Below are 12,059 nucleotides of genomic sequence, written 5' to 3'. Positions count from 1 at the left end.
CGTCTACGCGGCCAGGACCGCGCACCTGCGGGCCCAGGCCGCCGCGCTACGGGAGGAGCTGGCATGACCACGCCCGCCACCACTCCCACCAACGCACCCATCACCACTCCCGCCACTACTCCCGCCACCACTCCCGCCACCAGGACCGCCCAGGACTCGCCCGTGACCCTCTCCCTGGCCGGCGCGCTGAACAAGGCGCTCGCCGACGCGTTGGAGGCCGACCCGAGCGTGCTGGTGTTCGGCGAGGACGTCGGGCCGCTGGGCGGCGTGTTCCGGGTGACCGACGGGCTGGCCGCGAGGTTCGGCGAGTCGCGGGTGTTCGACACGCCGTTGGCGGAGTCCGGCATCGTCGGCACCGCCATCGGCATGGCGATGAACGGCCTGCGGCCCGTGGTGGAGATGCAGTTCGACGCGTTCGCCTACCCCGCGTTCGAGCAGATCACCAGCCACCTGGCCAAGATGCGCAACCGCACGAGGGGCCGCGTGGGGCTGCCTGTCGTGATCCGCGTGCCCTACGGCGGCGGCATCGGCGGCGTGGAGCACCACTGCGACTCCTCCGAGGCCTACTACGCGCACACGCCCGGTCTTCGGGTCGTCACGCCGGGCACCCCGGACGACGCCTACCGGCTGCTGCGCGACGCGATCGACTCGCCGGACCCGGTGATCTTCCTGGAGCCCAAGCGCCGGTACTGGGCGAAGGGCGAGCTGAGCGCCGACCGGGTCGACTTCGACCGGGCGCTGGTGCGGCGACCCGGCCGGGACGTGACGCTGATCGCCTACGGTCCGATGGTCGCCACCGCGCTGGAGACCGCCGAGGCGGCGCGGGAGGAGGGCTGGGACGTCGAGGTGGTCGACCTGCGGTCGCTGTCGCCGTTCGACGACGAGACCGTGTGCGCGTCGGTGGTGAAGACCGGTCGGGCCGTGGTGGTGCACGAGGCGTCCGGGTTCGGCGGGTACGGCGCGGAGGTCGTCGCCCGGGTCACCGAGCGGTGCTTCCACCACCTGCACGCGCCCGTGCTGCGGGTGACCGGGTTCGACATCCCCTACCCGCCGCCGAAGCTGGAGCACCACCACCTGCCGTCGGTGGACCGGATCCTGGACGCGATCGCCCGGTTGCAGTGGGACGACGAGGTCGTGGGGGGCTGTCGTGCCTGACTTCCGGCTGCCCGACCTCGGCGAGGGCCTGACCGAGGGCGAGATCGTCAACTGGCTGGTGTCCGTGGGCGACCACGTGTCGATCGACCAACCCGTCGTCGAGGTGGAGACGGCGAAGGCGCTGGTCGAGGTGCCGTGCCCGTTCGAGGGCGTGGTGAGCGCCCGGCACGGCGAGCCGGGCGAGAAGCTCGCCGTCGGCTCCGTGCTCCTCTCCGTCGGTCCTCCCGCCCCGGAGTCCTCGGAGTACTCCGGCAACGTCCTCATCGGCTACGGCACCACCCACACCCCGCGCCGCCGCCGCTCCCGCCGGCGCGCGTCGGACGCCCAGGACCACCGCGCCGAACGCCCGGGACCGCCGGGTGCCGCGCCGGCGGTCATCTCGCCGATCGTGCGGCGGCTGGCCCGGGAGCACGGCCTGGCCCTGGACCGGATCGAGGGCAGCGGCCCCGGCGGCGTGATCCGCCGCGCGGACGTGGAACGCGAACTGGCCCGCACCGGGACGACCCCCGCCCCCTCGTCCCCGGCCCACGCGTCCCCGACCTCCGCCTCCTCACCCCCGGCCTCCTCGTCCCATTCCTCCTCGCCGGCCTCCGGCCCCGGCCGCCGGATCCCGCTGCGCGGCCTGCGCGGCGCGGTCGCGGAGAAGCTGGCCACCTCGCGGCGCGAGATCCCCGAGGCGACCGTGTGGGTCGACGTCGACGCCACCGACTTCCTCGCCGCCCGCGCCGCCATGCCGTCGGTGTCGCTGCTCGCGCTGCTGGCCCGGTTCACCGTGCTGGGCCTGAAGAAGTTCCCCGAGCTGAACTCCCGGGTCGAGGGCGACGAGGTGGTGGTCCTCGACGAGGTCCACCTCGGCTTCGCCGCCCAGACCGACCGCGGCCTGGTCGTGCCCGTGGTCCGCGACGCGCACGCGGCGACCACCGCCGAGCTGGCCGCGACGATCGCCGCCCACACCGCGGCCGCCCGCGAGGGCAGGCTGTCGCCCGCCGCGCTCACCGGGGGCACCTTCACGGTCAACAACTACGGCGTGTTCGGCGTCGACGGCTCGGCCGCGATCATCAACCACCCGGAGGCGGCGATCCTCGGCCTCGGCCGCATCATCGACCGGCCGTGGGCGGTGGACGGGCAGTTGGCCGTCCGCAAGGTCGCCCAGCTGACGCTCGCCTTCGACCACCGCGTGTGCGACGGCGGCACGGCGGGCGGGTTCCTGCGGTTCGTCGCCGACTGCGTGGAATCGCCCGTCACCGCCCTGGCCGACTTGTAGGACGGGGGAGGGCCAACCCGGTGGCGCACCGGGAAACCACGCGACGCCGGGCCGCCGCCGACGTAGGTTGACCGGTGTGAGCAAGCCCGACTACCCCGTCCGGACGCGCCGCCTGGCCCTCCGCCCGTTCACCGCCGCCGACCACGCCGCCCTGCACTCGTGGCAGTCCCGCCCCGACGTCAACCGCTACCTCTACCACGAGGCCCGCACCGCCGAGGAGACCGCCGAGAGCCTGGTCAAGAAGACCTCCCTGACGTGGCCCGAGCGGGAGGGCGACGCCCTCTCGCTCGCCATCGAGAAGGACGGCGAGGTGATCGGCGAGGCGGTGCTCAAATACCTGAGCGAATACCACCGCCAGGGCGAGGTCGGCTACATCCTGCACCCCGACCACCACGGCCGCGGCTACGCCACCGAGGCCGCCCTCGCGGTGCTCCGGCTCGGCTTCGACCACCTGGGCCTGCACCGGATCGTGGCGTCGTGCGACGCGTTCAACGAACCGTCGTGGCGGGTCATGGAGCGGTTGGGGATGCGCCGGGAAGCGCATTTCCGCCACGGCGAGATATTCAAGGGCGCGTGGGGGGAGGAGTTCGTCTACGCGATCCTGGAGGACGAGTGGCACCGAATGGCGGACAGCCGACCGGGGGCGAACGGCGCATGATGTCCCGATGATCGAGAGGTTCATCGTGGACAGCGGGGCCTACGAGACCTGGCTGGCCGGTCACCAGGACCACTACGTGATCAACGCCGAGCGCAGCCTCAACCCGGACAACCTCGTCCTGCACCGGGCGACCTGCCGCACCATCAACGGCACGCCCGCGCACGGGACCACGTGGGTGGGCAGCTACGTCAAGCTCGTCGGCACCAGGGAGGAGCTGGAGTCCGAGCACCCGGCGGCCCGCCCGTGCCGGCTGTGCCTGTGACCGCGCAACGGGTCTGGTACGTCAGCTACGGGTCCAACATGCGCGCCGACCGCTTCACCCGCTACCTCGTCGGCGGCACGCCGGTCGGCGCGCTGCGCGGCTGCCCCGGCTGCCGCGACACCAGCCCACCGGCGGCCACCCGCCCGCTGACCGTCCCCGGCGGCGTCTACTTCGCCACCGAGTCGCCGGTCTGGCTGGGCGGCCGGGCGTTCTACGACCCGGACCTGCCCCGGACGGCCGCCGCCCGCGCCTACCTGATCACGTCCGAGCAGTTCGGCGACGTGGCCGCCCAGGAGATGTACCGCGAGCCCGGCGCGGACCTCGACCTGACCGGGGTGGTGGCCAACGGGCGGCACGCGGTGGGGGAGGGCCGCTACGAGACCCTGCTCCACCTCGGCGACCACGACGGGCACCCCGCGCTCACCTTCACCGCGCCGTGGCGCGCCGACGAGGTGGAGCACACCAAGCCCTCCGGGTCGTACCTGGAGGTGATCGGCGGAGGACTGGCCGAGGCGCACGGCTGGGGCGTCGACCGGGTCGCCACCTACCTCGCCGCCGCCACGCCGTTCTGGACCGAGGCGGAAGTGGCCGACCTGCTGCGGGGGCTCAAGGGCTCCCCGGGTCTCAAGGGTTCCCCGGGCTCCAAGGGCTCCCCGGGCCTCAAGGGCTGAGCCGGTCGAGGACCCCCTCCACGCCCTCCGCCGGCGACGTGCCGGTGTCGAACGCGTGGGTGACCTCGTGCCAGGGACCCAGCCGGTGCCAGACCAGCGCCCGCTCCCGCTGCTCGCCGGTCGCGCCGTAGGACTCCGCCACCGCGTCGGCGAACGGGCGGGCCGCGCCGTGCAGCGCCCAGGCCAGGTCGATGGCCGGGTCGCCGAGGTGGGTGTCACCGAAGTCGATGACGCCGGTCAGGCCGGTGTCGTCGGCCAGCACGTGCTCCGGGCCCACGTCGCCGTGCACCACGGTGTCGGCGGGCAGGTCACGGGCGGCGTCGAGCAGGGCGCGGGCCGACGCGCGCCGCTCGGCGGGGAGCAGCGGCACGACCTCCGCGGCGAACCGGTCCAGCGCGTCGTCGTGGTCGGCCCGCGCCACGCCCAGGTCCGCGGCCCCGGCGGACGGGGTCGCGTGCAGCGCCCGCAGGAACTCGCCGAGGGCCCGGCCGTGCGCGGGGTCGGCGCCGGCGGTCGGCTCACCGGGCACGAGCAGGTGCCGCACGACCAGCGGTTCGTCGGACACCAGCTCCGGCACCGGGACGGCCAGCGGCAGGCGCGGCGCGAGCCACGGCATCAGCCGGACCTCGCGTCGCAACTGCGCCTCGACGTCGGGCCGCCGGGGGCGGCGCTCCACCCACCGCCCGACCAGCACGGCCACGCTGTCCCACCCACCCGCGAACTCCACGGCGACCAGTCTGCCGGCGCGGCCGGCGCAGGCCCGGCGACCGGTCCCGGCTCGGTGGTCGGCTCTGGCCCAACGGTTCGGCCCGCCCCGCCCCGGCCCGCCGTGCCCCGGCTCGTCCTGCCCCGGCCCGCCCTGCCCCGGCTCGCCCCGGCGGCCTGGTCCCTGCCCGGCGGCCCGCCCGGCAACCGGTCGTGGCTCGGCGGTCAGTCCCGGTCCGGCACCGCGGCCAGGTTGCCGTCGTCGTCCGCCACGCACGACGCCGACCGCGCGGAGGTCGCCAGGAACTGGCCCATGCACCGACCGAACTGCCGGTAACCGCGCGCGTTGGGGTGGAACGACTCCTGCAGCGCGTGCTTGGCCCGCTCGGCGTCGCGCAGCCCCTCGAAGTCCACCGTCAGCCGGGTGAACCACTCCTGCTCGGGCCGCGAGCCGCCCACGCACGCCTCGCGCCGGTCGCCCGCCCGGGACAGGTCCAGGAACCTGGCGTCGACCTCGACGGCGACCCGGCGCAGGGCCGCCGACAGGTCGGCCACCGCGTGGTCGCGCACCCACTCCAGGTCACCGGTGCGCAGGGGGCAGCCCGCCAGGTTCTGGAGGTCGACCGGCAGCCCGGGCGCCACCGGCGCGGCGTAGGACTGGAGCACCAGGGTGTAGGAGCGGGGCGTGTAGCCCTCGTCCTGCAGCACCTGCCGGATGTCGCGCAACGACTCCTCGACCTTCGGCGCCATCCGCTCCACGCGGGCCTTCCACTCGTCGGCCATGGTGCGCGCGCAGTCGGTGCGGCGCTCGACCCACGCCCGCAGGCACGCGCCCAGCACGTCGGCGAACCGCGGGTCGTCGTTCGCGCCGACGGCCACCACCACGACCGACACCCGGTACTGACGGGCGATCTCGGCCAGCCGCCGCGCCTGCGAGCCCTCGGTGTTGCGGACCTGGTCGGTGATGCCGACCTGCTCGGCGTTCGCGCCCGAGCAGGCCAGGTTGAACACCCGGTCCACGCCGTCGACGGGGGTGTGGTGGACCGAGGCCTCGGTCGACCGGTGGCACCAGTTGCCGTTCTCGCCGTCGGTGCCCGGCTCGTAGGACCCCGCGCCCTCGCCGGACATGGTGCTGTCGCCCATGGCCACGATGGCCCTGGGCGCGTCGCGCGGCGGACCCGGGAGAGGGGGGTAGGGGGAGTCGCTGACCACCAGCAGCAGGGCCATCAGCGGGAACACCAGGGTGACGGCCACGAGTCGACGCAACATCGATCCACATCCTACCGACTCGCACCCCGCCGAGAACCGCTCACGCCGAGGGCTGCCTCACGCCGAGAACCGCTCGTGCCGGGGCCGCCTCAAGCCAGGGGGCCGCCTCATGCCGGGAATCGCCTCACGCCGGGAGTCGCCTCACGCCGGAGCGGCCACCCGCCCGTCCACGAGCGTGATCGTGCGGTCCGCGGCCCGGTGCACCTCGTCGTGGTGCGTGGCCACCAGCACGGCCGCGCCCTCGTCGGCGGCCCGGCGCAGCACCCGCACGGCAGCCGGCGCGCTGTGCCGGTCGAGGTGCGCGGTGGGCTCGTCCGCCAGCAGCGCGGCGGGGGAGCAGACCACGGCCCGCGCCAGGGCGGCGCGCTGCTGCTGCCCGAACGACACCTCGCCCGGGTAGCGGTCGGCCAGCTCGGCGATGCCCAGCTCCGCCAGCAGCCCGGTCACGCGGCCGAGGTCGCCGCCGGTCCGGCCGAGCCGGATGGGCAGGGCGACGTTCTCGGCCAGGGTCAGCTCGCCCGCCAGGCCCAGCGCCTGCGGCAGCAGGGCGCACGCCTTCCACGACGGCGGCGAGGTCAGCACCTCGCCGCACAGCTCGACCGCGCCCGCGTCGGGCCGGTCGAACCCCGCCAGCACGCTCAGCAGCGCGCTCTTGCCCGACCCGGACGGCCCGGACAGCGTCACCAGCTCACCGGCCGCCACCTCCAGGTCGACCCCGCGCAGCACCCGAACCGGGCCGCTGGCGTGCACGAACGTCCGCTCGACCCCTACCGCTCGCAACACCGTCACGCCGCCAACACCCCGTTCCTCAGCTCGAACCTGGTGTGCGCCAGCGCGATCAGCCGGGGGTCGTGCGAGGCGACCACCACCGGGACCCCGCGCGCGGCCAGGTCGGTCAACGTCTCCAGCACCAGGTCCGCCGAGGCGGAGTCCAGCTGCGAGGTCGGCTCGTCGGCCAGCACCACCGACGCCCGCCGCGCCAGCGCGCACCCGAACGCCAGCCGCTGCTGCTGCCCGCCGGACAGGGACGGGATCTTCCAGGTGGCCGTGCCGGGCAGGCCCAGCTGCGCCAGCAGCTCGTCCACCTCGACCTCGTGGCCCGCCGCCTGCGCCGCGGCCCGCAGGTTGTCGCGCACGTCCAGGTGACCGACGAGGTTGTCGGCCGGGTTCTGGAACACCAGGGCGACCTCGCGCCGCCGCAACGCCCGCCGCGCCCGGTTGGACAGCCGCGCGGTGCCCGCGCCGCGCAGCTCCACCCCGCCGGAGGTGGGCCGCTCCACCAGGCTCAGCACCCGCAGCAGCGTCGACTTGCCCGACCCGGACGGCCCGGCCAGCACGGTGATCCCGGAGGAGGGCACCTCCAGCGACACGTCCGACACGGCGGTCACCTCGCCCGCGGGCGTGCGGTAGCGCACGCCGACCCCGCTCAGCCGCAACACGTGTTCAGCCACGGATCAACTCCCCGATCCTCGCCGAGCGCACCGAGCGCACCGCGATCCACGCCGCCACCAGCACCACCAGCACGCTGCCCCCGACCGTGGCGACCAGCAGCGGCACGGGGTCGGGCACCTCGGGCACGGGGGTGAGCCGCGGCGCGGGGTCCAGCCTGGGCACGGTGAAGCCGCTGCTGACCGCGCTGGCGGACAGGCCGACCGCGACCGCGGCCACGGCCAGCGCGCCCAGCTCCAGCAGGTGGCTGCGCAGCAGCGCCGCCGGGCGCAGGCCCATCCGGGTGCTGAACGCGCCGGACACCGCGTTCTGCCGCCGCCGCACCTCCACCGCCATCAGCAGCGCGATCGAGGCCACCACGGCGAGCACCACGCCGATGGCGGTGACGAACCCGAACGTCCACCGGATGGTGAGGAACGGCAGGCCCTGCACCGCCCTGGCCTTCTCGGTGCCGTGCCGGTACGGCACGTCCGCCGTCGCCAGCGCCTCGGTCAGCTCGCCCAGCGGCCTGCTCGACCACACGTACCAGGAGCCGACGTCCTTGCGGTCCTCGATCCGGTCCACCGGCACCACCCAGCCGGACTCGCCGAGCTTCGGGAACGACGGCACGTGCGCGTCCGGTCGCAGCGGCGGCAGCCCCGGCAGGGCCATCTCGCGGTCTGGCGCGTCGCCGACCCGCAGCGGCTCGGCCAGCAGCGCCGGGTCGAAGTCGAACGGGACCGGGTACGCGCCGTCGCGGAACGTCCGCGGGTCCACGACCAGCGCGGTCCGCTCCTGGAGCTTGACGAAGCCGACGATCGTGGCCGTGCCGCGCAGGGGCTCGGGCAGCTCGGTCAGGTCCGGGCGGACCTGGACGACGCTGTTCGCGCCGGTGAACATGCCGGACTTGTCCTCCAGCGCGGTGCGCTGGGAGTCGGCGATGGCGGTGCCGACCGCGATGGTGCCGACGGCCAGCACGCCGACCAGCAGCACGCCCGTCACCGGCCCGGCCGCGGCGGCGAGCCGGCGGATCGCGAGCTGCGCGGCGGGCTTGGACCACAGCGAGGCGCGGTGCGACGCGGCCAGCGCCCAGCGCGCCAGGCGGGTCGTCAGCAGCGCCGCGGTGAGCACGACGAGCAGCGGGAACGCCAGGGCGGCCGCGTCGATGCGCGGCAGGCCGCCGACCCGTTCGGTGGTGGCCAGGCCGCTGTTCTGCACCCGGCCCCACGCCCACGCCGCGAGCCCCGCGGTGACCAGCTCCCACGGCAGCGCGACGAGCACCCGGCGCACCCGGTGGCCGCGCGCCGCGGCCTGGAACGACCGGTGCGCGCGGAAGGCGGCGGTGACCGCGGTGACGACCAGGCTCAGCGCGACGACCGCGAGCACGGCCACCGCCGCGTCCCGGCCGGTGCCGGGCGGCAGCACGACCGAGGGCGCGTAGACGGGCAGCAGCAGCCGCGCCACGCCCAGCCCGGCCGCGCCGCCGACGACCAGCGGCAGGCCCAGCTCCAGCACCGCGCGCCCGCCCAGGGCGGCCGGTCCGGCGCCGCGCACCCACAGCAGGCGCAGCTCCTGGTGCCGCCGCTGCGCCCACTGCACGGTGACCGTGGCGACGCCCGCCAGGCCGATGAGCACGCTGATCAGCACCAGGCCCAGGATCGCCGAACGCACGTTGACCGCGGTCTGCGCGGCGTTCTCCACGGGCAGCACGAGGGGCGAGACCACGCGGCCGAAGTCCTCGAGCGGTTCAACCCGCGCGGTGCCCTCGGTGAGCAGGGCCCGCGCCTCGTCGACGGTGCGCGGCCGGTCGGCCGGGAAGCGGACGGTGACGTCGGTGGGCCCGCCGACCTCCTCGGGCAGCGCGGCGAAGGACTCGAAGCTCGGCATCCACACCACGGTGGTGGCCAGCTCGTCGCGGTCGAGCACGTTGGGCACGACGAAGTGGCGCTCCGAGCACCACCACTCGGGCAGCGGGTCGCGCACGTCCTCGTAGATCGCGGTCACCGGGGGCAGCCGCCCGCCCATGCCGCGCCCGCCCACCCGGACCCCGACGGTGTCGGCGATGCTCTTGGGCACCCACAGGCCGTCCTTGGCGCCGCCTTCGAGGACCTTCAGGTGGTCGGTCGCGCCCTCCCGGTAGCCGAACTTGGCGAGGGTCAGGGCGCCGCCGAAGTCGGTCCGCCGCTCCCTGGTGTAGGTGCCGATGAGCGTCGGGTGGTCCGCGACGAGCCCGGTGATCGCGTCGACCGCGCCGGCGACCTGCCGGTGGTCGACGGCGGACTCGACCGAGGGGTGCAGCGCCTCCGCGCACAACCGGTCCTGCTGGTAGTCGACGGCCGCGCTCCCGGAGGCGGCCGAGTGCATGACGGCCGCCGCGACCACGAAGCTGAGCAGCAGCGCCGTCACGAGGCTGACCAGCAGCGTCAGCGGGCTGGACAGGGCGGCGCGGGGGGCGGATCTCCACGGTACCTGCACGTGCAGGACGGTAATCGGCGGGCGGTCCGCGCAAGGGGGATTTCCCGAAGGCCGTTCACGGCCCGGACAACCTCCGGACAACCGTCCGTGTTGTCGGCGTCACCGCTCGTGCACCGGACAACGGTTCGTTCCCGGCCGACTGGGTAAAGGGGTGGTCATGAAGCTCAACGCGGTGAAGAAGTCGCTGGCCGTGCTGGCGAGCGGCGCGGCCCTGTTCCTGACGCTGGGCGCCGGCTGCGAGAACGGCGGCGACAACGAGAACGACGACCGGCCGGGTGTCGAGAACACCCAGGACGGCGACGGCGACCAGGACGGTGACCAGGACGGGGGTGACCAGGGGGACGACCAGGACGGCGACGACGGGAACTGACGTCCCCGCGCCGCCCGCCCGGCCGCGGTCACCGACCGCGGCCGGTCTTGTCCTGCAACCGGTCGATGAGCTGGGACGCCTCGACCTTCGTCAAGCCCTCCGGCACCTCCTCGCCCGCCTCCTGCGCCAACGTGCCCAGGTAGGACTCCTGCGGGCCGGTCATCGGCTCGTCGCCCGTGGTCCAGTCACTGGGGTCCTTCTCCGGCGTGCGGTTCACGTCGAGTCTCCCTTCGTTCGAACGCGAGTTCGAGGTACCCGCTGCGCGGACGGCCCAACCGTCGCCCCCCATCAGCCGAAGGTGTTGACACCACGCGGCATGGTCTAGTCCAATTTCGGGACCTGGAGGCCGCCACCGCTGGGAGGGACGACGATGTCGCGCAGGGTCTTGTTCGCCAGGGTGGCGGCGGTGGCCGCGCTGGTGGTGGGAGCGGCGGCGGTGAGCTTCGTACCCGCCTACGCCGCCTCGGTCACCGCCACGTTCACCAAGACGTCGAGCTGGGACACCGGCTACACCGCGCAGTTCTCCGTCAAGAACGGGACGAGCGCCGCGGTGACGGGCTGGCGGGTCGAGTTCGACCTGCCGGCCGGCACGTCGGTCGGCGCCTACTGGGACGCGTTGCAGACCGGCTCGGGCGGGCGCTACGCGTTCACGAACCGCGAGTACAACGGCTCCATCGCGCCCGGCGCCACGGTGACGTTCGGGTTCAACGCCTCGGGCACCGGGGTCCCGGCCAACTGCAAGATCAACGGGGCTTCGTGCGAGGGCGCCACGACCACGACCACCACCACGACGACGACCACCACCACCACGACCACCACCACGACGACGACCACGACGGGTCCGACGACGACCACCACCACGACACCGCCGCAGGGCGGCCTGCCCAAGCGCGTCCTGGTCGGCTACCTGCACGCCAGCTTCGCCAACGGCTCCGGCTACATCCGGATGAAGGACGTCTCCGACGACTGGGACATCATCAACCTGTCCTTCGCCGAGCCCACCTCCGCCACCTCCGGCGACCTGCGCTTCGCCCAGTGCCCGGTCGCCGAGTGCCCCAACGTCGAGTCCGAGGCCGAGTTCATCGCGGGCATCCGGGAGAAGCAGGCCAAGGGCAAGAAGGTGCTGATCTCCATCGGCGGCGCGAACGGGCAGGTGCAGCTGGCCACCGCGGCGGCGCGCGACGCGTTCGTCCGGTCGGCCTCGGCCATCATCGACAAGTACGGCCTCGACGGCCTGGACGTCGACTTCGAGGGCCACTCGCTGTCGCTCAACGCGGGCGACACGGACTTCCGCGCGCCCACCACCCCGGTGATCGTCAACCTGATCCAGGCGCTGAAGACCCTCAAGGCCCGCTACGGCAGCCGGTTCGTGCTCACCATGGCCCCGGAGACGTTCTTCGTGCAGGTCGGCTACCAGCACTACGGCGGCGGCAACGGCGCGGACCCGCGGGCGGGCGCGTACCTGCCGGTGATCCACGCGCTGCGCGACGACCTGACCCTGCTGCACGTCCAGCACTACAACTCCGGGCCGATCATGGGCCTGGACAACCAGTACCACTTCATGGGCGGCCACGACTTCCACATCAGCATGGCCGACATGGTGCTGGCGGGGTTCCCGGTGCGCGGCGACGCGACGAAGGTCTTCCCCGGCCTCCGGCCGGACCAGGTGGCCATCGGCCTGCCCGCGAGCGTCAACGCGGGCAACGGGTTCACCTCCGTGGCCGAGGTGCACCGCACGCTCGACTGCCTGACCAAGGGCTCGAACTGCGGCACGTACAAGCCCAAGGCGGTCTACCCGGGCC

13 protein-coding genes are annotated in these 12,059 nt (G+C 74.3%); 7 read left to right on the top strand and 6 right to left on the bottom strand.

Translation table 11 applies throughout. The features are described 5' to 3' along the window. Positions 1 to 174: 174 nt before the first annotated feature. The 5 genes from ACFV4N_RS31715 (at position 175) to ACFV4N_RS31695 (ending at position 4,010) form a co-directional block, all read left to right on the top strand. A complete protein-coding gene (locus ACFV4N_RS31715) occupies positions 175 to 1,155 on the top strand; it encodes an alpha-ketoacid dehydrogenase subunit beta (RefSeq protein ID WP_499676315.1) in 981 nt (326 codons plus the stop codon). Next, entirely contained in the window at positions 1,148 to 2,419 is a 1,272-nt protein-coding gene (locus tag ACFV4N_RS31710) for a dihydrolipoamide acetyltransferase family protein (protein ID WP_499676313.1), read from the top strand. The genes ACFV4N_RS31715 and ACFV4N_RS31710 overlap by 8 nt, the downstream gene beginning before the upstream one ends. 76 nt (positions 2,420 to 2,495) lie before the next feature. After that, a complete protein-coding gene (locus ACFV4N_RS31705; protein ID WP_499676312.1) occupies positions 2,496 to 3,077 on the top strand; it encodes a GNAT family N-acetyltransferase in 582 nt (193 codons plus the stop codon). 7 nt (positions 3,078 to 3,084) lie between these two features. Continuing rightward, entirely contained in the window at positions 3,085 to 3,339 is a 255-nt protein-coding gene (locus ACFV4N_RS31700) for a hypothetical protein (protein ID WP_499676311.1), read from the top strand. Next, a complete protein-coding gene (locus tag ACFV4N_RS31695; RefSeq protein ID WP_499676310.1) occupies positions 3,336 to 4,010 on the top strand; it encodes a histone deacetylase in 675 nt (224 codons plus the stop codon). Before ACFV4N_RS31700 ends, ACFV4N_RS31695 begins: the two co-directional genes overlap by 4 nt. Here ACFV4N_RS31695 and ACFV4N_RS31690 read toward each other — a convergent pair. From ACFV4N_RS31690 to ACFV4N_RS31670, 5 genes are all read right to left on the bottom strand, one after another. After that, entirely contained in the window at positions 4,000 to 4,737 is a 738-nt protein-coding gene (locus tag ACFV4N_RS31690) for a phosphotransferase (protein WP_499676309.1), read from the bottom strand. The two genes, ACFV4N_RS31695 and ACFV4N_RS31690, sit on opposite strands and share 11 nt — an antisense overlap. 203 nt (positions 4,738 to 4,940) lie before the next feature. Then, on the bottom strand, positions 4,941 to 5,984 hold the full coding sequence (locus ACFV4N_RS31685) for a GDSL-type esterase/lipase family protein (protein WP_499676308.1): 1,044 nt from the start codon (positions 5,982 to 5,984) through the stop codon (positions 4,941 to 4,943). A gap of 141 nt (positions 5,985 to 6,125) precedes the next feature. Further along, positions 6,126 to 6,773, bottom strand: coding sequence for an ABC transporter ATP-binding protein (locus ACFV4N_RS31680; RefSeq protein WP_499676307.1), 648 nt, complete (start codon positions 6,771 to 6,773; stop codon positions 6,126 to 6,128). After that, a complete protein-coding gene (locus tag ACFV4N_RS31675; protein ID WP_499676306.1) occupies positions 6,770 to 7,435 on the bottom strand; it encodes an ABC transporter ATP-binding protein in 666 nt (221 codons plus the stop codon). The genes ACFV4N_RS31680 and ACFV4N_RS31675 overlap by 4 nt, the downstream gene beginning before the upstream one ends. Next, positions 7,428 to 9,887 carry an ABC transporter permease gene (locus ACFV4N_RS31670; protein ID WP_499676305.1) on the bottom strand — a complete coding sequence of 820 codons (2,460 nt, stop codon included), beginning with the start codon at positions 9,885 to 9,887 and terminating at the stop codon, positions 7,428 to 7,430. The genes ACFV4N_RS31675 and ACFV4N_RS31670 overlap by 8 nt, the downstream gene beginning before the upstream one ends. Positions 9,888 to 10,044: 157 nt before the next feature. On the opposite strand from ACFV4N_RS31670, the gene ACFV4N_RS31665 reads away from it, so the two are divergent. After that, positions 10,045 to 10,257: a hypothetical protein gene (locus tag ACFV4N_RS31665; RefSeq protein WP_499676304.1), complete on the top strand. Its 213-nt coding sequence runs from the start codon at positions 10,045 to 10,047 to the stop codon at positions 10,255 to 10,257. A 28-nt stretch (positions 10,258 to 10,285) separates the two neighbouring features. Here the strand turns inward: ACFV4N_RS31665 and ACFV4N_RS31660 are convergent, their stop codons facing one another. Then, positions 10,286 to 10,420 carry a DUF3072 domain-containing protein gene (locus tag ACFV4N_RS31660; protein ID WP_499676314.1) on the bottom strand — a complete coding sequence of 45 codons (135 nt, stop codon included), beginning with the start codon at positions 10,418 to 10,420 and terminating at the stop codon, positions 10,286 to 10,288. A 207-nt stretch (positions 10,421 to 10,627) separates the two neighbouring features. On the opposite strand from ACFV4N_RS31660, the gene ACFV4N_RS31655 reads away from it, so the two are divergent. Further along, positions 10,628 to 12,059: chitinase (locus ACFV4N_RS31655; protein WP_499676303.1), on the top strand; the 1,432-nt coding region annotated here is incomplete at its 3' end.

It is taken from the genome of Actinosynnema sp. NPDC059797, assembly GCF_042732085.1.
GTDB lineage: Bacteria > Actinomycetota > Actinomycetes > Mycobacteriales > Pseudonocardiaceae > Actinosynnema.
This window is presented reverse-complemented; position numbering and strand designations above follow the sequence as displayed.

Bases quoted from the DNA above. Each gene is read 5' to 3' on its own strand.
- ACFV4N_RS31685 (WP_499676308.1), bottom strand. From the start codon at position 5,984: ATGTTGCGTCGACTCGTGGCCGTCACCCTGGTGTTCCCGCTGATGGCC.
- ACFV4N_RS31665 (WP_499676304.1), top strand. From the start codon at position 10,045: ATGAAGCTCAACGCGGTGAAGAAGTCGCTGGCCGTGCTGGCGAGCGGC.
- ACFV4N_RS31660 (WP_499676314.1), bottom strand. From the start codon at position 10,420: ATGACCGGCCCGCAGGAGTCCTACCTGGGCACGTTGGCGCAGGAGGCG.
- ACFV4N_RS31700 (WP_499676311.1), top strand. From the start codon at position 3,085: ATGATCGAGAGGTTCATCGTGGACAGCGGGGCCTACGAGACCTGGCTG.